This is a genomic window from Nocardia sp. CA-135953 (assembly GCF_050955735.1).
Classification (GTDB): Bacteria; Actinomycetota; Actinomycetes; order Mycobacteriales; family Mycobacteriaceae; genus Nocardia.
Window position 1 is genome coordinate 4556424 of the sequence record NZ_CP192082.1, and the last position, 21342, is coordinate 4577765.

Below are 21342 nucleotides of genomic sequence, written 5' to 3' on the forward strand. Positions count from 1 at the left end.
AGATAACTAGGTTAACTCGTATAGATTCATATGATGATCTGGCATCGATCAGCCGTCCAGCAGCAACTGTGCGAGACGGTCGAGATGCCACCACGACGCACCGAAAGCCAGCTGCAGCGACTTGGCGCGACGTAGATACAGGTGCAGGTCGTTCTCCCAGGTGACGCCGATGCCTCCGTGCAGCTGAATTGCCGAACTGACAACGTCCACGGCATTGGCCGTCGCAACCGCCTGTGCCATGGCCACTGCCCGGCGCGGATCGCGCCCGTCGGCCAGAGCCCACGCCGCGCCGTAGACCGCCGAACGGCTGTTCTCCACCTCGACGAGCATGTCGGCGAGTCGGTGTTTCACGGCTTGGAACGTGCCGATCGGCAACCCGAACTGATGCCGCTGCGTGGTGTAGGCACTGGTGAGCTCGAGCGCTCGCGCCGCGATACTCGAAGCCTCCGCCGCCGCGAGGGTCAGTAGCAGCGCGGCGGAACTGTCCGCGACTGGCGCGAATTCCTTTGCACCGATCAGCAATTCAGCACTTCGTCCGGACATCTCCAGGCTCGCCAGCGGCCGGGTGCGGTCAACGGTGGGCAGTACCTGCAGCTCGGGGTCGTGTACAACGAACCAGCGCGGCCCGTGATCGGTGTCGGCGGGCAACACCACGAGTCCGGCGGCGGCCGCGTCGACGATCCATGGGATCGATCCGTCGAGATGCCATTCGCCGCCGTTCGAAGATGCCGTCGTCGTGATCGGGCCGTCCCATGCGGAGGCCGGGACGTACGCACCGATCATCTCGCCGAGCGCCAGCGGCCCCAACAGCCGCTTGCGCTGGTCGTCGTCACCAGCACGGACAATGACGTGCGCCGCCACGGTATGCCCCAGATAAGGCACCGGGGCCACGGTTCGGCCGAGTTCTTCGGCCACGATCATCTGCTCGATGACACCGGCCTCGGCGCCGTCGAACTCCGCGGGAATCGCCAGCCCGGTCGCCCCGACATCGGCCAGGGTCCGCCACAACGCCATGTCGTGGGAGGCGCCGTCGTCGTAACAGGCGCGCGGCGCAGCCTTGGCCTCGCACAACTCGGCCAGCATCGCCCGAAAAGCGTCATGCTCTTCGCTGAACTGATAATCCATCACGCATCCGCCCAAGGGTCGCGTGGCTGACCGAGAACACGCTCCGCCAGCACATTTCGTTGAATTTCGGAGGTGCCGCCACCGATCGTCGAGGCCCGCGTACGCAACCAGCCCAGGGCCCACTTGCCGCGATTGGGGGCGTTCTCGGCACCACGGTCCAGGAGTGCGGCGGTGCCGCCCAAGTCCAGGGCCAGTTCGTGTACTCGCTGCTCGGCGTGCTGGCCGAAAAGCTTCGACATCGCCCCTTCCGGGCCGGGAGCACGTCCCGAGAGCACCTTGCCCAGATTGCGAATCCCGTTGATACGCACCAGTTCCGCTTCGATCCAGGATTCAGCGATCCGGGTTCGCAGATGCGGGTCATCGGCCGGACGCCGACCGTGGCCGTCCACCTTCCGCGCTTGCGTGATGATCTTGCCGACCGTCGACGCCAGAGCGATCTGCTGCCCCATGAACAGGACCGCACGTTCGTTGGCCAGAGTCGTGCGGGTAACGCCCCAGCCCTTGTTCAACCCGCCCACGACGTTGTCCAGCGGCACCCGCACCTGATCGAGGAACACCTCGTTGAATCCGGAGTCACCCGAAATCTGTTTGATAGGGCGAACTTCGAGCCCCGGCGCGTCCATCGGAATCAGTACGAAACTGATGCCGTCACGCTTGGGCACCGTCCGGTCGGTGCGGACCAGCGCGAACATCCAGTCCGCACGGTCCGCGCCCGAGGTCCAGATCTTCTGGCCCGTGATCACGAGCTCGGAGCCGTCCACGACAGCCGAGGTCTGGAGCGACGCCAGATCCGACCCGGCACCCGGCTCGGAAAACCCCTGACACCACAGGTGCTCGCCGCGAAGCATCGGGCCGAGGAACTCCGCGCGTTGCCGGTCGGTGCCATGCGCGATCAGGGTCGGGCCACACAGGTTGACACCGATCCGGCCGATCGCCGGCGGCACCCGACGCTCGGCCATCGTGGAGTGATACACCAATTGCTGTGTGGCACTTGCCTCTCGACCACCATGTGCGCGCGGCCACGTGATCGCCGCCCATCCGCCGTCAGCCAGCCGCGCCTGCCAGCGACGGGCGATGCGGAGCCGATCCTCCGGCGTAGCCGCGCCAGCCGCTTCCGCCGAGTAGGCAGGCAGATTGGCATCCAGCCACGTCGACAACTCGGCGCCGAACGCTTCGTCAGCCGAATCCAGCTGCACACCCAGCTCGCCGATCACCCCTGGTGCATCCACAAGAGCCCTTTCGGTCGTCCGTTATTCCGCAATTGTATAACCAGGTACTATATTTTGAAAAGTAGGCAAAGCGCTCGAAAGATGGTGAGGTAGTCATATGTTCGATGAACGCTGGCCCGACGAAGCCGAGGAACTGGCGGCCGCCCTCGCGAACCTTCTGGCCAAACAGTGTCCCCGAGAGGTCGTCCGAGCTGCGGAAACCTCGGACGGGCACGACACCGCACTGGATGCCGCTCTTGCCGATTTCGGCCTGTGGGAGCTGGGTTCGGATCCCTGCCTGCTCGCTCGCGCAGCGGTCGTCCTGGGTAACCATCTAGCACCGGTTCCGTTCGTCTCGGCGGCACCAGCACTAGCGATCCTGGCCCGGAGCGGCGTCGCCAATGGCATCGATCGGGATCTCGTACCTGCCGGACTGGCCACAGTCGCGGTGGCCGTGGATGACAGGCTCGCGATCATGCCCACGCCGGCACAGCAGCACCGCACCACGGCCGGGGAGTACGCCATCGATCTGCGTGGGCTGAAAACCCAAGGCGCGGAGACGATCGCGGGGGCAGAAGAGTTGTCCGCGATGCGCACGCTCGGCCTATTACTCGAGGCTGCACGCCTCGTCGGCGCCGGCGACATGTTGCTACGCGAAGGTGTCCGATACGTGAGTGAACGTCACCAGTTCGGACAACCGATCGGCGCGTTCCAGGCGGTCTCGCATCCACTCGCCGATGTCGCCACGGCGTTGCAGGCCGCGGATCTGCTGGTCCGCAAGGCGGCCTTCCTGGCCGACCCGGCCAACGGTCGCAATGGTGCTCCCCCGCCACACGCGGCGACCATGGCAGCGCACAAGGCCCGCACAGCGTCCCGGCTCGCCGCGACCGCTGTCCATCAGGCCCTGGGCGGATACGGATTCACGATCGAAGCGGACTGCCAGCTCTACACCCGACGCATCCGGGCTTGGACGACGATGATGCCGGACACGACGCCCGCACTCGCGGCACTGGCCCGCACACTGAGCGATCCCGATCGCCGTGCGACGGTCGCAGATCTGTGGCAGTTCGACCGTGCCTACACTGTGCCTCGATGGGCAGCGGAGATCGACCGAGCCGCGCCCTGATCCGAACGCGGCCGATGTCTCAGAGCCTCTGCAATTCGCGCACGAGCGCTTCGACATTCGCCTGAGCATCGGCCCACAGTTCAGGACGGATCCGGCCGCTGTGATTGATGACCGAGACATGGGCCGGCCCCGCGCCACACACGCTCGGGCAGATGATCGCGCGAGCCGTTCCGGCTCAGGCGCGTGGCAGTCGTAGCCAGCGTTGGGCGATGACGTTGCGCTGAATCTCATTGGTACCGCCGATGATCGACAGTACGGTCGCGGCGCGCAGGAAGTGTTCTACATCGCCTGCCAGGCCGTCGGATTCGTCGAGAAGCGCATCGGCGCCGAGCCGGTCCACGAGCCATTGCGCGGTGCGCTGAGCGGTGGCAGCACCCTGCAATTTGCTCATCGAGGCTTCGCCGTTGGCGATGGTGCCGCGCTCCCCCATCGCCACGACGCGCTGGCCGAGCAGGCGCTCGGCTTCGAGTTCGGTCACCAGTTCACCCAATTCGGCGTAGTGCGCCTCGGTCAGTTCGGTGCCGGTGTCAGCGAGCCGATTCAGATAGCGCGCCAGCAGAAGTCGCGATTCGCGGCCGCCGAAGCTCATCGAGCGTTCGATGTCCAGGGCCTCGGCCATCATCCGCCAGGCCTGGCCGCGCTCGCCGATGACCTGTTCCAGCGGCACCCGGACATCCTCGAAAAAGCAGGCGTTGACTCGCCACCCGCCCATCACGCGCACCGGCTGAATCGTCACCCCGGGAGCCTTGGCGTCGATCATCAGCAACGACAAGCCGCGGTGGCGTTCGGAACCGGGTTCGGTGCGCACCAGTGTGTAGATCCAATTCGCCAGGTGCGCACCGGAAGTCCACATTTTCTGCCCGTTGACGATGAAATGGTCGCCTTCGAGGGTGGCTCGGGTCCGCAGCGCGAGCATGTCACTGCCGGCCTCGGGCTCGCTGTATCCGCCTGCGTAGGACCAGGTTCCGTCCAGGATGTGCGGGATGTGCTGCTCGGCCAGCGCCGCCGGGCCGAATCGGGCCAGCATCCACCCCACGGCCTCGGCCTGTTCCATACCGTAGGTCGGCAGCCCGGCCGAGTCGAGTTCCTCGTGTGCGATGAATCGCTCGGTCTGAGTGGCCGGGCGCCCGTACGGTTCCGGCCAACCCATGCCAAGCACCTCCTGCTGCGCCAGCCGCGGCGCGAAGGTGCGCGGAGCTTGGCGGTCCGCCTCCAATTCCGCAATCTCCCGGCGGATCTCCCGCATATCCTCGGCGCTGAAGCTGTCGACGAATTCGCGCAACCGGGAACGCAATTCGAGTTCTTCGTCGGTCAATCGGAACTGCATGGCACCCCTTATCTCAGGCGAGCAGACTGTAGCCGCCGTCGACGGCGATGGTCTGCCCGGTGACGAACGAGAAATCGCTGCCGAGCAGCGCGACGACCACCGAGGCCAGTTCCTCGGGCTTGGCCAGCCGGCGCAACGGCGTCTTCTTGGCGACCCCCTGAATCATCTCCTGCACGCCGGTGATGATGTCCTCACCGCCGTGCCCGGGATTGTCCACCAGCGACGGCGACACACCGTTCACCCGCACGCCGCGAGGACCGAGTTCGGCGCCGTAATAGCGAATGAGGTTCTCCATCGCGGCCTTCGCCGGGCCGATCGCGCCGTAATATCGCGCATAGTGGTTCGCACCCAGGCTGGACACCGCGACGACCGATCCGCGCACCTTCTCGAGTTCGGGCAGTGCGGCACGTACCGCCTCCCACAGACCCCAGACCTGCACGTCGAAGACGCGGTCGTACTCCTCACGGGTCACCGACAACGTCCGTCCGGCAAGAATCGGCACGGCGGTCGTCACGAATCCGCCCAGCCCGCCGAGCTGCTCGATGGCCGCATTCACCATGCCGGGCGCGTCGGCGCCGAGATCACCGCGGACCAGGACAGGCTCGGGTCCTCCGGTAGCGGCGGCCAGCGCCTGGGTCTGTTCGGCGGCGTCGTCGTTGGCGTTGTAGCCGATGGCGCAGTGGGTTCCGGCCGCCGTCAACTGAACCACGGTCGCGCGGCCGATACCGCGGCTGCCGCCGACAACCAGGACCTTGCTGGGAAGTGTGGTCATCAGGATGATCCGTTTCCGTAGAACTCGTCGCGTTTGCGGAATGCCTCGCTGGTGCCACCCGCGGCGCGTTCCTTGACGAAATTGAACTCATCGGGCTCGAACCGCAGATTCGTGCCGTAGCTGTGGAACAGGTAGGAGGTCGTCTCCTCGAGTCCCAGTGCCGAACCGGCCTCCACCAGACGGTAGGCCTCCTTGGCGATGGTGATGCCGTCCGCCGGCATCTTCGCCACCTGCGCGGCCAGTTCCTCGGTCGCGGCGGGGACGTCGACTCCCTCGACGAAGCGGGTGAACAAGCGAGCCGACTCGAATTCGGTGGCATCGGCCATCCGGCCGGTCAGCAGCAGCTCACGGGTCACCACGGGCCCGAGACGGTGCAGGAACAACGCGATATTGCCCAGGACGGGCCCGAGGAAACGGGCCGCGGGCATGCCGAGCTTGGCGTTTCGGCCCACTACGGTCAGATCCGCCGCGAGCGCCAGTTCGAGCCCCAAACCGAGCGCATAGGACTCCACCTGGGCGATGGTCGCTTTGGGGAAGCCGATGAATTCGTGGAACATACGCTGGCCCCGCCGGTCCACGCTCAATCGGCGACGCTGACTGGGGCGGCGGGTTTCGCCCGGCGTGTCGTACCAGCCGTAGGCGCGCGAGAGATCGACTCCGGTGCTGAAGGTTCCGCCTGTTCCCCGCAGAATGACGACCTTGATGGCATCGTCCGTCGCGATGTCGTCCAGGTGCCGGGTCAGCAGATCGCAGTCCTCCGGGGCCAGCGCGTTCTTCTTCGCCGGGTTGTTGAACGTGATCCGGGCGATGTGCGTCTCGTGATCCTTGTCCAGCAGGACCCGGTCGCCCGGATCGCTCCCGACCGGGTCCGAGGCGGATTCCGCAGTGGTCATGATGATCTCCTGATCAGTCGAAGAAGGTGCCCGCGACCAGGTCGCGGGACAGGACGCGCAGCATGACCTCATCGGCACCGCCGCCAATCGACAACAGCCGCGAGTCGCGATAAAACCGTGAGGTCCAGGTTTCGGCCATATATCCGAGGCCGCCGTGGTATTGCAGGCACAGATCGGCAACGCGCCGAATCAGCCTGCCCGCCAGCAACTTCGCATTACCGGCCCGGCGCGTGACATCCTGCCCGGCGACGATGAACTCGGCGCAGGAGTACGAATACTGCCGCACCGCATCGACTTCCGCCGCCAGTTCGGTCAGCGTGTACTGCAGATGCTGGTTGTCGATCAGCGACCGTCCGAATGCCGGACGCTGCTTCAGATATTCGACGGTGCGCTCGAGCGCGGTCTGCATCTGGCCCACAGCCTGATAGACGGCACTGATCCGCTCGGTCTGGAATTGCTCCATCTGCTGCTGGAAGCCGCGGCCGATCTCACCGATCGTGTTCTCAACCGGCACTCGCGCCTCGGTGAAGGTGAATTCGGCCGTGTCGGAGCACCGGTTGCCGAGCTTGCGCAGCGAACGGCTGACGGTGACGCCCGGCGTATCGGTGGGGACGATGATCTGACTCATCCCGCGGTAGCCGCCCTCCTCGGAGGTGCGTGCCAGCAGACAGAGCCAATCGCCCTGCACGCCGTTGGTGATGTAGGTCTTCGCACCGCTGATCACCCATTCGTCCCCGTCGCGAACGGCCTTCGTACGCAGGCCCGCGACATCGGAGCCGGCGTCCGGTTCGGTGACCGCGATCGAGCACACCTGCTCGCCGCGAATCGCCGGCGCGAGGAATCGTTTCTTGAGTTCGGGGCTGCCGTGCGCGTGCAGGGAAGGGGTGGCCATATTGGCCTGCACATTGTAGGCCATCGGAATTCCGTTGCAGGACAGCCGCCCGAACTCCTCGCAGGCGATGACCGTGTACCAGTGGTCGGCGCCTTCACCACCGTATTCGGGGTCGTATTCGAGCCCGAGCAGCCCGACCTCGGCGAGCTTGGGGAACAATTGGTGCGCGGGGAAGGTCCCGCCCTCTTCCCACTCGTCGATATGCGGTTCGACCTCGCGCGCCAGCAGGCCGCGCACGCTCTGCCGGAACAACCGGTGTTCGTCGGTGAAAAACATTGGGGCTCAGACCTCCTCGAGCGGCCGCGCTGCGCGGCTCAGGTACGTGGCGGGAATCGGCGCCGTGATCGCGCGGAATCGTTCGCCGAGGCTCTTGGCCTGGGCATCCTCTCGTAGGGAGGCGGCGACCCCGCGTCCGAGCAGGCCGCCGACCACGATGTTGACCGCGAGCAGATTGGGCAGCCGATAGCAGCGCACTTCCAAACCTGCTGTCTCCGGCAATAATTCGTGTATGCGCTCGGGTGTGGCCAGGCGGGTGAGCCACCCGTAGGCATCCGGGTCGCGGACCCACAGGCCGAGATTGGCGTTACCCGCCTTGTCGCCCGACCGTGCCCCGATCACCCGGCCCAGCGGCGCCGACACCGTGGAATCCGCAGCGGTGCTGTCGAATTCGATCGGAATGTTCGGAACATCACCTATCGGGCGAGCGGTCGCCGGTGTCGGAACCGGTAGCTCGGCACCGTCCATGCGCAGCCGGGCCGGGACCCGGGCGACATCGATCAGGGCCGGCCAGCCGACGAGGAACTCGCTTGCATCGCCGGGTGGACCGGTCAGATACAGGCCGGGATAGCTTGCCAGACTGGTGGCCACCACGGCGGAGGAGAAACGCCTGCCGACCAGTTCACGGTCGGGACCGGCCACCGAGATTCGCACGTAGCTCTGTCCCGCGCTGTCACCGGAATCCAGTGGCGCACCGATCGTTTCGACCCTGGTTTCGGCGAATTCTGAACGACCACAAGGGAATTGGGCCCAGATCGCACGTTCGACCGCAGCGGCTTTCGCGGCACGGTCGAGCCCGACGATCGCCACGGCCATCGAATTGCGGTAGCCGCCCGGATAGGTGAGCAGGACCTTGGCCCGGTCCGGCGCCGGTTCGCCGCGCACTCCGCTGATCAGCACCCGATCGGCCCCGACCGGGCTCAGCTCGACGGTGTCGAACCGCACGACGACATCGGGGACCAGGTAGCGCGGCCCGCCGATCTCGTACAACAGTTGCGCGGTCACCGTGCCGGTGGTGACCGCACCGCCCGTGCCGGGCTGCTTGGTGATGACACTGCTCCCATCGGCGGCGATTTCCGCGATCGGGAATCCAGGACGCACCAGATCGTCGATCTCTTCGAAGAACGCATAGTTTCCGCCGGTCACCTGGGTGCCGCATTCGATCGCATGGCCGGCGACGGTCGCACCCGCCAGAGGATCGAGGTCCTCCGGCGACCAGCCATGCCACCATGCGGCCGCACCCGAGACCAGTGCGGCGTCGGCGACCCGGCCGGTGATGACCACGTCCGCGCCCGCCCGCAGCGCCTCGGTGACCGCGTGGCCCCCGAGATATGCGTTGGCAGCGAGCACATCGGCCGGATCGCCCGCCCAGGGCTCGCCGCTGTCCATATGCTCGAAATTCTCGCCAGCAGAGCGTAATTCGTCGATCCGACCGGTGATGTCGTCGCCGTGAACGACGGCAACCCGCAGCTCGATCCCCTGCTCGCGCCCCAGCTCGACCACACGTCCGGCGCACTCGTCCGGAGCCACACCGCCCGCATTGGCGACGATGCGCACCCCCTGCTCGTGACAGGCCCCGAGGACGTCGGTCAGTTGACGCAGGAACGTGTGCGCATAGCCGCCCCGACCGCGGGCGCGCGATTTCGCCAGGATCGACATGGTCAGCTCGGCTAGCCAATCCCCGGACAGTACGTCGATCGGGTCACCGGCCATGATCTCCGCCGCGGCCGACAGCCGATCACCGTAATATCCGGAGCAGTTCGCAATGCGCACCGGACGCCGCTGATTGCCGTTGTGCGACATATTCATTCGTCCGCCTTCAGCTCGACCAGGACCTGCCCGGCAGCCACCGATTCGCCGACTCCGACCAGCACGCGTTCGACCAGGAAATCTCCGGGCGCCGCGACGACGTGTTCCATCTTCATCGCCTCGACCACCACCAGCGGCTGGCCCTCGGACACGACCTCCCCGGCTTGCACCCGGACATCGAGCACCGTGCCCGGCATCGGTGCGGTCGGGCCGCCAAGGACACCTTCCAGGGATACGTCGGCGAATCGCGGTGCAACGGTGAATTCGACAACTCCCCGCCGACCGTCGACCCACACACGCCCGCCGGAATCGGTGCGTGCCGACGGTTCCGCGGTGACCTCGAAATCTGCTGCCATGCCATCGATTTCCACTCGAGTCCAGCTGTCTGCGAACTCGCCGGACGCGGGCACCCGACGGACCCGGTGTACCGCACCGTCGAATTCGAAGGTTTCGAGTGGTCCGGCGGCGTAGACCGGTGGCAGATAAGCGATCTCGTGGTTGCCACCGAGGCTGTCCACCAGTTTCAGTACTATCGCCGGGGTCGGCGTATTCGACCAGGCGGGCGTCAGTCCGGTGACGACCGGAGCATCCCCCTCCAACAGGTCGTACACGGCTGCGGCCACCGCGCCGACCGGCAGCGAATCCACCGGTTGCGCCAGTTCCGGTCGCGCTTCGAGCCAGTTCACCGATACCGAACCGGTGCGGTAGTCGTCGCTGTCGAGAATCCGCAGCAGTGCGGGGATATTGGTCTGCGGACCGTGCAGGCGGGTATCGCGTAACCCCGCCGACAACCGGCCGATGGCCTCGGCGCGATCGGCGCCGGTGCCGATCACCTTGACGATCATCGAGTCGTAGTGCGGGCTCACGGTGCATCCGGTCGCGATGCCGTCCTCGAACCGAAGTCCCGGCTCGACGGGGTGGTCATAACGCAGCACCGGTCCGGAGCTGGGGAGCCATCCGGCGGCGGGATTCTCCGCGCAGACCCGGGCCTGGATCGAATGACCACGCACCACGATGTCCTGCTGGCGAACACCTAGCTCGCCACCGTCGGCGATCCGCAATTGCAGTGCGACCAGATCCAGACCGCTGACCTGCTCGGTCACCGTGTGCTCGACCTGCAGCCGCGTGTTCATCTCGAGAAAGTAGAAGTCCTCGCCGTCCACCAGGAATTCGCACGTTCCAGCGCCGAGGTAACCGATCTCGGTGGCCAGCCGTACGGCTGCCGCGGCCATCTCTGCCCGAAGTCCCGAATCGACCAGGGCTGCGGGCGCTTCCTCGAGCAACTTCTGGTGGCGGCGTTGCACGGAGCATTCGCGATCGCCGATATGCAGCACCGTGCCGTGTTTGTCGGCCATCACCTGGATCTCGATGTGCCGCGGGGCGGGCAGGTAGCGCTCGAGGAACAACGTCCCGTCCCCGAAGGCGGACACCGCCTCCCGTCCGGCAGCGGTCACCGCGTGTTCCAGCTCGGATTCGTCTGTGACCAAACGGATTCCGCGACCGCCGCCGCCTGCGCTGGCCTTGACCAACAGCGGATAGCCGACCTCGCTCGCGAGTTCGGCCACCTCGGCGGCTGTGAGCTCGGGCGCCAGCACGGCGTCGGGCAGCACGGGCACAGCGGCCTTGCGGGCGATCTCCTTCGCGCGAACCTTCGATCCCATCGCGGCCACGCAGTCCGCGGGCGGGCCGATGAAGCACAGCCCGGCCGCCTCCACCGCATGGGCGAAATCGGGGTTCTCCGCGAGGAATCCGTAGCCGGGATGGATCGCGTCGCAGTCGGCGCGACGGGCGGCGGCCAGCACGGCCTCGATGTTCAGATAGGTCTGCGCAGGCGTCGTCCCGGCCAGGGCCACCGCCTCGTCGACATCGTGCAGATACGGCAGGTGCGCATCGGGTTCGGAATAGATTCCGACAGTGCGGATTCCGTGGGCGCGAACGGTGCGGGCCACCCGGCTGACGATCTCGCCGCGGTTGGCGATCAGAATGCGTCGCATGTGGTGCTCCTCAGAAGCGGAAGACGCCGAAAATGGACGAGGGTGTGAGCGCACCGCCTCCTCGGCCGCAATCCGCGCCGGTGGCCATTGCGAAGCTCACCGCCAGCGCGGAGCGGGTGTGGCGCGGGTCGATGATGCCGTCATCCCAGCAGCGGCCGGTGGAGAACAGCGCTGTCGACTCGTGGTCGATCCGTTCCTCCAGCGCGGCACGACGTTTCGCGTCGGCGTCCTCGTCGAACGGCACACCCTTGGCTTCGGCCGATCGCCGCTGCACGATCGACATGACTCCGGCCAACTGTCGTCCGCCCATCACGGCGATGCGATGCGTCGGCCAGGTCAGCACCAGTCGTGGACGGTACGCGCGCCCGGCCATCGCGTAGTTGCCCGCCCCGTAGCTGACTCCGACCATCAGAGTCACATGCGGCACACGGGAATTGGATACGGCGTTGATGAGTTTCGCACCGTCCTTGATGATGCCGCCGTGTTCGGCGGCGGTGCCCACCATGAACCCGGTGATGTTCTGCAGGAACACGAGCGGGATGCCGAGTTGGTTGGCCAGCTGGATGAACTGAGCGCCCTTCTGCGATTCCGCGGAGAACAGGATCCCGTTGTTCGCCAGCACCCCGATCGGCATGCCATGCAGGGTGCCCCACCCGGTGACCAGATTGTGGCCGTACAGCGGCTTGAATTCGTCGAATTCCGAAGCATCGAGGACTCGCGCCAGAACCTCGCGAATATCGAACGGACGGCGCGGATCATCGGGGACAATGCCGAGCAACTCGTCCGGGTCGTGCAGCGGGACCGCCCCACCAGCCGGGCGGCGCTGTGCCGGGAACTGCCGCACCGCGGCACGCGCGAGCCGCATCGCATCGGGCTCGTCGGCGGCGAGGAAGTCGGCCAGGCCCGACACCCGGGCGTGCATGTCCGCACCGCCGAGTTCCTGTTCGGTGACATCCTCATCGATCGCCATCTTCACCAAGGGCGGACCGCCGAGGAAGGCATAGCCGCGATCTTTGACGAAGATCGTGTAGTCGCTCATACCGGGCAGGTAGGCGCCACCCGCGGTCGACGAGCCGAGCACCACCGAGACCGTCGGGATACCGGCGGCCGACAATTCGGTCAGTCGGCGGAACTGCTCACCGCCCGGTACGAAGATGTCGCTCTGCTTGTCCAGCTCGGCGCCGCCCGATTCCACCAGGGTGATCAGCGGCAGCCGGTTCGTTTCGGCGATGTCCAGTGCCCGTACGGTTTTGGTGATCGAGGTCGGTGACAGTGAGCCACCGCGCACAGTGGGATCGTTGGCGATCACCATCACCTGGCGGCCCTCGACCTGCGCGATACCGGTGACCACGCCCCCGCCGAGTGGATCGCCGGCGCCCCAGCCGGCCAGCGCGGAGAGTTCGAAGAACGATCCGTGCCGGTCGCGCAGCAATGCGATGCGCTCGCGCACCGGCAGTTTCCCTCGTTCGCGGTGGCGCGCGACCGATGCCGGCGAGCCACCCTCCCGGGCTTTGCGCTGCAACTGCTCGACCTCGCCGACCAGATCGAGCATCGCGCGCCGCGATCGTTCGTACGCCTCGGACCGCGTATCGAGCTGGCTCGGCAGAGCTGGCACCGCAACCTCCAACATTCAGATAAATGTATAACCAGGTTAGTTATATCAGGTGTGAGGCGGGAGCGGAACCTCCCACCCGGCTCACACCTCGAGTCGAAATGCCTCGACGGCGTTGTCCCGCAGGAACATTCGACGCACATCAGGGGTCAGATCGAGGATGTCGACACCGGTCAACGGTGGGCCGAACTCCAGGATCGGCCAGTCGCTGGCCCAGATGCACTTGCGTCGCCCGAACGTCCGCAGGAAGTGCACGAATGACGGCGGAAAATATTTGGGCAGGTGCGCACTGGTATCGATCCAGACGTTCGGATGCTTCGCGGCGACCGCGATCATCTCCTCGGTCCACGGCCAGCCGATGTGCCCGGCGACTATCCGCAGCTCGGGAAAATCGATCGCGACGCGATCGATGTGTCCGGGGCGGCCCGTTTCGGAGGTGTAGGTGGCCGGGCCGGTACCGCCGACCTGCACCTGCAGGGTGATATCCAATTCCACGCATTCGGCGTAGAGCGGGTACCACTGCGCCTCGGTCGGAGCCTTGTCGTTGATGAACGGCTCGAGCTTCAGCGCCTTGAATCCACACTCACGCACGAGCCGCCGCAGCTCTCGCACGGCGGGCATCACGCCGTCCGGGGACCACGGGTCCACGGACGCGACACCGACCAGCCGTTCCGGGTATTCGGCGACGGCCTCCTCCACGAACCGGTTCGGGATCAGCGGGCCCGCCGAGCACAACGCCCGGTCGATGCCGGCCGTGTCCATCTCGGCGATCATCTCCTTCACCGGGATTCCGGCCAGTAATCGCCGACCGTGCTCCATGCGGTCGGCGAGTCCGAAATTCCGGCGCGGCATCGCGGCAACCGCCTCCGCGGGCCAGGGCTGGACCCAGGCGTCGATCGCCCGCACGTCGTCACTCAATTGTGCTACTCACCCTTTCGGCAGGCCGAGCACGCGCTCGGCGATCATCGTCTTGACGATTTCGTCGGTACCGCCCGCGATGTGGAAAGCGGGAGCCGCGAGCACCACCAGACGCCAGTCGTCCCATTCCGGATCGGGATCCGCGATGCGCGGCCCGAGCGCACCGACCAGGGCGTCGCTGAGTTCGCTCAGCACGCGACCGGTGGCGAGCTTGGCCAGCGCGGCTTCGGGCCCCGGGGCCGCTCCAGCGGCGAACTTCCGCTGAAATCCCTCTTCCATCGCGGCCAGCGCGCGTTGATCGATGACGGCGTCCAACAGTGCGTTCCGGGCCCGCTCCTCCTGCCATGGCAGATCGGCCGCGCGGCGCATCAACCTGCCCATCGATCGGCCGAAACTGGAGAACCGTTCGAAGCCGAGCGTGGTCATCGCGACGGTCCAACCACCACCGACCTCACCGAGCACCGCGTCGGCGGGCAACTCGACATCGTCGAGAAACACTTCGGAGAACGATGATCCGCCGGTCATCTGCCGCAGCGGACGGACCCGCACGCCCGGTGCGGTCATATCGACGACGAAAGCGGTGATGCCGCGGTGGCGTTGCGCGTCGGGATCGGTGCGCGCCAGCAGATATCCGTACTGCGCGTGCCGAGCCTCCGAGGTCCACACCTTCTGCCCGTTGACCCGCCAGCCGGTTTCGGTGCGCACCGCCCGGGTGGCGATCCCGGCCAGATCACTGCCGGCGCCGGGCTCACTGAACAACTGGCACCACACCTGATCACCGCGCAGGATCGCGCCGCAATGCGCCCGCTGGGATTCGTTCCCGAACGCCAGCAGAGTCGGACCGACCATCTCCAGGGTCACGCCGAACACACCGCGCGGCAGTTCGTACTCGGACTCCAGATCCGCCCAGGCCAAGGCATACGCGTTGGACAGTCCCCGGCCGCCTACATCCTCGGGCCAGGTGATGCCGGCGAAGCCGTGCTCGAAGAGCAGGCGCTGCCAATCACGGCAGTTCCTGGCGTGCTGCTCGGGGTCGGCGATATCACGGAACTGGGCGAACATCGCGTCGGGGAAGCCGTCCGGCCGCAACGTCGCGAACTCGTCGAGGAACTTCTTCGCATCGGATCGAAACCCTTCGATCGACTGCGGACGAGACGCCATCGTCGCTCCCTCGGCCGTATGACAGTACGGATGCGAACTGTCGAAATATCGTGAACATGACTTCTGTGAACCAGATAATAACTAACCTGGTTATTCAATGGAAGCAGAATGTCGCATACAACGCTCCGCCAGGTCGCCCCTTTGTGTCGCGCACACCTGTTCGGATGCCGTGGTGCGCGAGTCGAGCCGGGCGGGTCCAAGGGGGCATCTTGTGAAGACGCTGCAATAATAGCTAACCTGGTTATGTGATGTCGAATACAAGTGACGCCGAAAGGAGCGAGATCATGACCGCTCCCTCCCTCGAGGGCAACCAGTCTCGGCCCACCGCGCCGGAGCTGGTTCTCCGCCTGGACGGCCGGGACGTCCCCGCTCGCGAACTCGTCGGCGGCAAGGCGCACGGCATCGCCCGGATGCGCGGGAACGGCTTGCGCACGCCGCCCGCCTTCGTGGTCGGCATCGAAGCCTGCCAACGCTACTTCGCCGAGGGCGACGCTCTCATCGACGACATCTGGGATCAGGTAATGGACGGCATCGCCTGGCTCGAAGCCGAGACCGGCCACACCTTCGGCGGCGGGCCCGAGATCCCGTTGCTGGTGTCGGTCCGCAGCGGAGCAGCGCGGAGCATGCCCGGCATGATGGACACGATCCTGAACCTCGGCATCAACGACCGGACCCGGGAGCAGCTCGCGGCCTTGGTCGGCGCAGAGTTCGCCACCGACACCCAACGCCGGTTCCGTGAACTCTACGGCGCGGTCGTCGGGCTCGGCGATCGACTTCCTCCGGCCGACCCTCGAGAGCAGCTTCGCGCGGCGATCAAGGCCGTATTCGATTCCTGGAACTCCCCCCGGGCGACCGCGTACCGCAGCCACCATGCGATCACCGACCTGCACGGCACGGCCGTCACAGTTCAGGCGATGGCGTTCGGCAATCTGGACGATCAGTCGGGAACCGGTGTGCTGTTCAGCCGCAACCCGCTGACCGGCGCGGCCGAAGCGTTCGGCGAGTGGCTGCCGCGCGGACAGGGCGAGGACGTCGTCAGCGGCCGATTCGACCCGTTGCCGCTGTCCGCGCTCGCCGCGCAGATGCCCACCGTCCACGCTGAATTACTCTCGGCGGCAAGGGAACTCGAACGCCAGAACACCGACGTCCAGGACATCGAATTCACCGTCGAGTCCGGCGCGCTGTACCTGCTTCAGACCCGCAACGCCAAACGGTCCGCGCATGCGGCGGTTCGATTCGCCGTCGCATTGCAGGAGGAGGGACTGATCGACACGCGCGAGGCATTGCGGCGCGTGAGTACCGCGCACGTATGCGCGGTACTGGAACCGACGCTGGCGCCCGAGACCAGGAAATCCGCCGAGCTTCTCGCATCTGGCCTACCCGCCTGTCCCGGCATCGCCCAGGGAGTCGTCGTCACCGATTCCGACGAGGCGCAGGACGCCGCGGACGAGGGCGTCGATGCGGTCCTGGTCCGGGAAACCACCAGCCCCGACGACGTCAGCGGCATGATCGCGGCGGTCGGGGTGGTCACCGAACTCGGCGGTTCGACCTCGCACGCGGCCGTGGTGAGCCGTGAACTCCATCGCCCCTGCGTGGTCGGCTGCGGCAGCGGGACGCTCACCGGGCTGGCCGGGCGCGAGATCACCGTGGACGGGGGCAGCGGCGAGATCTTCGCCGGACGCCTTCCGCTGACGGCGTTGTCGGAGGACTCGGACGCGGATCTGGCCAAATTACTCGAATGGGCCGGTGCGGCATCGGATATCGCGGTGCACCGACCGGATGCGGTGCCCGAGGGCATCCTGACCGCCCGGGTGGTGGACCACACCGATCCGAGCACGGTCGCCGCAGCGCTGGCAGCCGGTCACAAACATCTGATCTGCGAGCATCCTCTGCCCGTGTTGCTCACGATCGGCCGGTGAGCCGGCAACTGTGGGCCACACCCCACAGATCTATCGAACGTGGATATCACATTTCATGAGAGCATAGGCCTATGATCGGTAGCCAATCTGAGACCATCGGGACCCCGACCGCCGGGCAACTGGTCGCGGACTCGATCCGCCGAAAAATCGTACTCGGCGAACTCCGCGATGGCGACTACCTCCCCAATGAGGCACAGCTACTACAGAATTACGGTGTCTCGCGCCCGGTCCTTCGCGAGGCGATCCGGATTCTGCAATCCGAGGACTTGCTGAAGATTCGCCGCGGCAGCAAGGGCGGAGCCCTCGTGAGCGCACCGAACCCTGAGCCCATTGCCAAGCAGGCCGGCGCGCTATTGCAATATCAACACACTACCCTGGTTGATGTTTTCCGCACCCGGGCGATCATCGAGCCTCCCGCCGCGCGGCTGCTCGCGGAGAATCGGACACCCGAGGTGGTGGACCGCCTGCACACCGCATTGCAGAAGGAGGCCGAGTCGATCGAATCGGCCGCCACCTGGGGACCGGCGCACGCGCACTTCCACACCTTGGTCGTGGAACTGTCCGGGTCCAATACGCTCGCCCTGTTCGCCAACATCATGTCCGAGATCACGCGGGCGCACACGCAGGCGGTGATCGCCCGCGTGCACGACAGCGCGGAGCGGCACCAGGGCGCGGAGGTCTCACATCGCGTGCACCGCAAGCTCGTCCAATTGGTCGCAGCAGGCAAGGCCGACGAGGCCGAGAAGCTCTGGCGCAAACATCTCGAGGAGACGACCGAGCAGATGCTGCGCGATCAGGGTTCCCGCGAATTGCTGGAACTGTTCTCGTAGGGTTCCTATAAATAGCTATCCTGGTTAAACTTTTCGAAAGGATCTTGCGTCGAAGGAGACCACATGAGCCCGGACCTGTCCGAGGACATCCGTGCGGCAGTACGTGCCACGTTCATTCGGCACGACCCACGTGAGCACGGTTCGGGTGCATGGGAGGCGCTCGCCCAGCAAATCGGCGTGACGGGTTTATTCGTCCCCGAAGCCCTGGGTGGCGCGGGGCTCGGATCGAGCGAGATGGCCCTGGTCGCTCAGGAATTGGGCCGGACCGCGGCGAAGACCCCCTTCCTTTCGACCGCGGTGCTGGCCACGACCGTGGCCCTCGCCGCGGAGGACGGCCCACTGCGAGCCGACACACTTTCCTGGCTGCTGGAAGGCAAGACCGTGGTCGCCGTCGCCGTCGCGGAGACCGACGGCACCTGGCACGTGCACCAGCCGACCACCACCGCGCGCGAGTCCGGGGCGGGCTGGACGATCGACGGCGTGAAGCAGTGCGTCGTCGACGGCGCCGCCGCCGATCTGTACTTCGTTTTCGCCGAGACATCCACCGGCGCAGCGTGGTTCGTCATCGACGGCGGTGCGCCCGGTGTTCGGCGCACACCGGCGGATGCCTTCGACCTGACCCGGGATCTGGCGACTGTCACCTTCACCGACAGCCCGGCGAGCATTCTCATCGGCCCCGATCGCGCCGCCGAGGTGGTATGGGACACCGCGCGGCAAGGGTTGCTGGCAGTCGCGGCCGATCAGATCGGCGTGGCCGACCGCGCCCTGCAGCTCGCGGTGGAACATGCCAAGTCCCGCAGCCAATTCGGCAAAGTCATCGGATCATTCCAGGCCATCAAACATCTGTGCGCCGATGTCCTGCTCGAGGTCGAACTCGCCCGTGCCGCAGTCGATTCCGCGGCACTCGCCGGAGACGACGCACGGATCGCATTGGCCCACTTGTGCGCAGCGCGAGCGGCGATCTCCGCGACCGAGGCCTCCATCCGGATTCACGGCGGAATCGGGTTCACCTGGGAGCACGAAGCACATCTGTACCTGCGCCGGGCGCGCATGGGCGCGGTGCTCTTCGGTCCTCTCGACGAGTACCGGGACGCGATCGCGCGATCGGCCGGGTTGCCCGGCCGGACCTCCGTCTCGCCGTACTGATTTCACCAGTTCCCCCGTCACCACATCCCCGGCCGCAATCCGCGCGCAGTACAGATCTGCCGGGCAGCAGTTAGGAGTTCACACAGGTGAGCACTTTCGCCATCCTTCGTCTCGTGGTCATCAAGGGCCGTGTCGACGTACCGGCCATCGCCGAGAGTCTGGGCCTGTCTGTCGAGCAGGTAACAGAAACCACCACCGCACTGACCACCGAAGGCCATTTGAAGCAGACACCCATGGGATTGCGTGCCACCCCGCAGGGGCGCGAACACGCCGTCACCCTGGTGCAGCAGGAGAGCGCGGCCGTGGATACGGCGGCAGTCGAACAGGTCTACGCCGAATTCTGTTCGCTCAATAGCGATTTCAAGGCCCTCATCACCGACTGGCAGTTGCGGGAAGGCACCCCGAACGATCACGGCGACGCCGCCTACGATGCCGCCGTCCTGGACCGGCTGCGCAAGCTGCATGCCGAGGCGCTGCCCCTGGTCGAGCGAGTCGGTACGCTGGCCGAACGGCTGTCCGTGTACCCGCAGCGCTTGGAACGCGCCCTGCAACGAGTCGACGCGGGCGATATGACCTACATCGCCCGCCCGGTACTCGACAGTTATCACACCGTCTGGTTCGAACTCCACGAGGACCTGATCGGATTGGCCGGGCTCACCCGCGCCGATGAAGCCGCGGCGGGCCGGGGCGCCTGATCCGATGGCTACCCCCTCGGCAGAGCCTGCCGGTCGCCTGGTCTCGTCTCGGACGGCCAATGGGATCGCGACCATCACACTCGATTCGCCGCACAACCGCAACGCCCTGTCGGTCCGGCTTCGCGACCAGCTCGCCGAAGCGCTGGAATCGGCGTTGCGCGAGGATTCGGTCCGGGTGATCGTCCTGACTCACACCGGAACGGTGTGCAGCGCGGGCGCGGACCTGAAGGAGGCGCGCAGCGGCCTCAACATGACCAGGACGCGGGTCAGATCGGTCATGCCGACTCCTCCGATCGCCCGCACAAGTTCCGGAGTTCGCGATGACTGGGCTCGAAATACATGACGTGGTTAGTCTATTCTGACTTGGCTCACGTGAACACGATCGCGTTACTTGTTTCGGAGGCCGATAATGACCGCTGTGATGCGCGGAATCCGCGTCGTCGAGCTTGCCACCTGGGGGTTCATCCCCTCCGCGGGCGTTGCTCTCGCCGACTGGGGCGCCGAGGTCATCAAGATCGAGCACCCTGAGCACGGCGACCCCATGCGCGGACTCGTGCCGTCCTCGTTGAAGAGTTCGGGGACACATCCGGTGAGCTTCATGTTCCAGACATTCAGCCGCGGAAAGGCCAGTGTTGGAATCGATCTCACCACCGAGGGCGGTCGCGAGGCACTGCACCGCCTGGTTGAGACCGCCGATGTGTTCCTGACCAACTACCTGCCCTCGGTGCGCCGCAAACTCGGCGTGGACGTCGAGGATCTCCAGGCGATCAACCCGAAGCTGATCTACGTCAAGGGCAGCGGCCTCGGCCCGGACGGCGACGAAGCCGACACAGGCGGCTTCGATCTCGCCTCGTACTGGTCCCGTGGTGGCGTCGCCCACGTGACGACCGGAGCGCATGAGCCGTGGCCCGCCCCGATGCCCGGCGCCGCCTTCGGCGATCTGCAGGGCGGCCTCTACGCTGCCGGTGGCGTGGCAGCGGCCCTGTTCGACCGGGAACGCACCGGTACCGGTCACGTCGTCGATGTGAGTCTGCTCGGTGCCGCGGTCTGGGTGATGGCACCGCATATCGCGGCCTCGACGATGTACGGCATCGACGCGATGGCTCCCGCGCGCCACGAACTTCCGAGCAATCCCATCGCCAATACCTACCGCACCAGCGACGACCGCTACATCGCTCTGGTGATGCTCGAGTCCGACAGGTTCTGGGCGCCACTGGTGGAACTGATGGGGCGTGGCGACCTCGCCGCGGATCCGCGATTCGCCGATGCCACCGCCAGATCGGCCAACAGCGCCGAATGCGTCATCGAACTGGAGAAGATCTTCGCCGCACATTCCCTCGCCGACTGGTGCGAGTTGCTGAGCAAGCAGCGCGGCGTCTGGGCGGTGGTGCAGACACCCAAGGAGGTCGGCACGGATCCTCAGGTCCTTGCCAACAAATATGTCGGGCAGCTCGACCTCGGGCCCGGCGGCACGATCGGCGTGGGTATGCCGCCCATTCAGTTCGATCGACGACAGCCCGACCCCTCAGCCGCGCCGGAACTGGGCGCCGACACCGACCGCCTCCTACAAGAGGTTGGATACGACTGGGATCGCCTCATCGAATTGAAGATCGCGGGCGCGATCAACTGATCCGTTGCA

The 21342-nt window shown here is 66.2% G+C and carries 17 protein-coding genes and 1 pseudogene; 7 read left to right on the forward strand and 11 right to left on the reverse strand.

Annotated elements, in window-relative coordinates:
• Nucleotides 1–48: 48 nt before the first annotated feature.
• On the reverse strand, nucleotides 49–1125 hold the full coding sequence (locus tag ACQPXH_RS20960; protein WP_433598234.1) for an acyl-CoA dehydrogenase family protein: 1077 nt from the start codon (nucleotides 1123–1125) through the stop codon (nucleotides 49–51).
• Nucleotides 1125–2354, reverse strand: a complete 1230-nt coding sequence (locus ACQPXH_RS20965; protein ID WP_433598235.1) for an acyl-CoA dehydrogenase family protein — start codon at nucleotides 2352–2354, stop codon at nucleotides 1125–1127. The genes ACQPXH_RS20960 and ACQPXH_RS20965 overlap by 1 nt, the downstream gene beginning before the upstream one ends.
• 97 nt (nucleotides 2355–2451) lie before the next feature.
• On the opposite strand from ACQPXH_RS20965, the gene ACQPXH_RS20970 reads away from it, so the two are divergent.
• Nucleotides 2452–3459, forward strand: a complete 1008-nt coding sequence (locus ACQPXH_RS20970; protein ID WP_433598236.1) for an acyl-CoA dehydrogenase family protein — start codon at nucleotides 2452–2454, stop codon at nucleotides 3457–3459.
• Between the two features lie 175 nt (nucleotides 3460–3634).
• Here the strand turns inward: ACQPXH_RS20970 and ACQPXH_RS20975 are convergent, their stop codons facing one another.
• The 9 genes from ACQPXH_RS20975 to ACQPXH_RS21015 form a co-directional block, all read right to left on the reverse strand.
• Nucleotides 3635–4786, reverse strand: coding sequence for an acyl-CoA dehydrogenase family protein (locus ACQPXH_RS20975; protein ID WP_433598237.1), 1152 nt, complete (start codon nucleotides 4784–4786; stop codon nucleotides 3635–3637).
• 13 nt (nucleotides 4787–4799) lie between these two features.
• Nucleotides 4800–5558 carry an SDR family oxidoreductase gene (locus tag ACQPXH_RS20980; RefSeq protein ID WP_433598238.1) on the reverse strand — a complete coding sequence of 253 codons (759 nt, stop codon included), beginning with the start codon at nucleotides 5556–5558 and terminating at the stop codon, nucleotides 4800–4802.
• Complete coding sequence (locus tag ACQPXH_RS20985) at nucleotides 5558–6451, reverse strand: enoyl-CoA hydratase/isomerase family protein (protein WP_433598239.1); 894 nt, start codon at nucleotides 6449–6451, stop codon at nucleotides 5558–5560. The genes ACQPXH_RS20980 and ACQPXH_RS20985 overlap by 1 nt, the downstream gene beginning before the upstream one ends.
• Before the next feature lie 13 nt (nucleotides 6452–6464).
• Nucleotides 6465–7619, reverse strand: a complete 1155-nt coding sequence (locus ACQPXH_RS20990) for an acyl-CoA dehydrogenase family protein (protein ID WP_433598240.1) — start codon at nucleotides 7617–7619, stop codon at nucleotides 6465–6467.
• A gap of 6 nt (nucleotides 7620–7625) precedes the next feature.
• Nucleotides 7626–9428 (reverse strand): acyclic terpene utilization AtuA family protein, encoded by a 1803-nt coding sequence (locus tag ACQPXH_RS20995; RefSeq protein ID WP_433598241.1) that lies wholly within the window; start codon nucleotides 9426–9428, stop codon nucleotides 7626–7628.
• Nucleotides 9425–11422 (reverse strand): acetyl/propionyl/methylcrotonyl-CoA carboxylase subunit alpha, encoded by a 1998-nt coding sequence (locus ACQPXH_RS21000; protein WP_433598242.1) that lies wholly within the window; start codon nucleotides 11420–11422, stop codon nucleotides 9425–9427. The genes ACQPXH_RS20995 and ACQPXH_RS21000 overlap by 4 nt, the downstream gene beginning before the upstream one ends.
• A 10-nt stretch (nucleotides 11423–11432) precedes the next feature.
• Entirely contained in the window at nucleotides 11433–13037 is a 1605-nt protein-coding gene (locus tag ACQPXH_RS21005) for an acyl-CoA carboxylase subunit beta (RefSeq protein WP_433598243.1), read from the reverse strand.
• Nucleotides 13038–13118: 81 nt separating this feature from the next.
• A complete protein-coding gene (locus tag ACQPXH_RS21010; protein WP_433598244.1) occupies nucleotides 13119–13952 on the reverse strand; it encodes an amidohydrolase family protein in 834 nt (277 codons plus the stop codon).
• 9 nt (nucleotides 13953–13961) lie between these two features.
• Nucleotides 13962–15113 carry an acyl-CoA dehydrogenase family protein gene (locus ACQPXH_RS21015; protein ID WP_433598245.1) on the reverse strand — a complete coding sequence of 384 codons (1152 nt, stop codon included), beginning with the start codon at nucleotides 15111–15113 and terminating at the stop codon, nucleotides 13962–13964.
• A gap of 284 nt (nucleotides 15114–15397) precedes the next feature.
• Between ACQPXH_RS21015 and ACQPXH_RS21020 the strand changes: the two genes are divergently transcribed.
• The 6 genes and pseudogenes from ACQPXH_RS21020 (at nucleotide 15398) to ACQPXH_RS21045 (ending at nucleotide 21333) form a co-directional block, all read left to right on the forward strand.
• Nucleotides 15398–17032, forward strand: coding sequence for a pyruvate, phosphate dikinase (locus ACQPXH_RS21020; RefSeq protein WP_433598246.1), 1635 nt, complete (start codon nucleotides 15398–15400; stop codon nucleotides 17030–17032).
• A gap of 71 nt (nucleotides 17033–17103) precedes the next feature.
• Nucleotides 17104–17862: a FadR/GntR family transcriptional regulator gene (locus ACQPXH_RS21025; RefSeq protein WP_433598247.1), complete on the forward strand. Its 759-nt coding sequence runs from the start codon at nucleotides 17104–17106 to the stop codon at nucleotides 17860–17862.
• A gap of 63 nt (nucleotides 17863–17925) precedes the next feature.
• A complete protein-coding gene (locus ACQPXH_RS21030; RefSeq protein ID WP_433598248.1) occupies nucleotides 17926–19008 on the forward strand; it encodes an acyl-CoA dehydrogenase family protein in 1083 nt (360 codons plus the stop codon).
• Nucleotides 19009–19094: 86 nt separating this feature from the next.
• A complete protein-coding gene (locus ACQPXH_RS21035) occupies nucleotides 19095–19703 on the forward strand; it encodes a MarR family transcriptional regulator (RefSeq protein ID WP_433598249.1) in 609 nt (202 codons plus the stop codon).
• Nucleotides 19704–19707: 4 nt separating this feature from the next.
• A pseudogene (locus ACQPXH_RS21040) lies at nucleotides 19708–19890 on the forward strand (enoyl-CoA hydratase-related protein); the annotation flags it as partial.
• A gap of 222 nt (nucleotides 19891–20112) precedes the next feature.
• Nucleotides 20113–21333 (forward strand): CaiB/BaiF CoA transferase family protein, encoded by a 1221-nt coding sequence (locus ACQPXH_RS21045; protein ID WP_433598250.1) that lies wholly within the window; start codon nucleotides 20113–20115, stop codon nucleotides 21331–21333.
• Nucleotides 21334–21342: the final 9 nt, after the last annotated feature.

Bases quoted from the DNA above. Each gene is read 5' to 3' on its own strand.
- ACQPXH_RS20960 (WP_433598234.1), bottom strand. From the start codon at position 1,125: ATGGATTATCAGTTCAGCGAAGAGCATGACGCTTTTCGGGCGATGCTG.
- ACQPXH_RS20970 (WP_433598236.1), top strand. From the start codon at position 2,452: ATGTTCGATGAACGCTGGCCCGACGAAGCCGAGGAACTGGCGGCCGCC.
- ACQPXH_RS20975 (WP_433598237.1), bottom strand. From the start codon at position 4,786: ATGCAGTTCCGATTGACCGACGAAGAACTCGAATTGCGTTCCCGGTTG.
- ACQPXH_RS20980 (WP_433598238.1), bottom strand. From the start codon at position 5,558: ATGACCACACTTCCCAGCAAGGTCCTGGTTGTCGGCGGCAGCCGCGGT.
- ACQPXH_RS20985 (WP_433598239.1), bottom strand. From the start codon at position 6,451: ATGACCACTGCGGAATCCGCCTCGGACCCGGTCGGGAGCGATCCGGGC.
- ACQPXH_RS20990 (WP_433598240.1), bottom strand. From the start codon at position 7,619: ATGTTTTTCACCGACGAACACCGGTTGTTCCGGCAGAGCGTGCGCGGC.
- ACQPXH_RS20995 (WP_433598241.1), bottom strand. From the start codon at position 9,428: ATGAATATGTCGCACAACGGCAATCAGCGGCGTCCGGTGCGCATTGCG.
- ACQPXH_RS21000 (WP_433598242.1), bottom strand. From the start codon at position 11,422: ATGCGACGCATTCTGATCGCCAACCGCGGCGAGATCGTCAGCCGGGTG.
- ACQPXH_RS21015 (WP_433598245.1), bottom strand. From the start codon at position 15,113: ATGGCGTCTCGTCCGCAGTCGATCGAAGGGTTTCGATCCGATGCGAAG.
- ACQPXH_RS21020 (WP_433598246.1), top strand. From the start codon at position 15,398: ATGACCGCTCCCTCCCTCGAGGGCAACCAGTCTCGGCCCACCGCGCCG.
- ACQPXH_RS21025 (WP_433598247.1), top strand. From the start codon at position 17,104: ATGATCGGTAGCCAATCTGAGACCATCGGGACCCCGACCGCCGGGCAA.
- ACQPXH_RS21030 (WP_433598248.1), top strand. From the start codon at position 17,926: ATGAGCCCGGACCTGTCCGAGGACATCCGTGCGGCAGTACGTGCCACG.
- ACQPXH_RS21045 (WP_433598250.1), top strand. From the start codon at position 20,113: ATGACCGCTGTGATGCGCGGAATCCGCGTCGTCGAGCTTGCCACCTGG.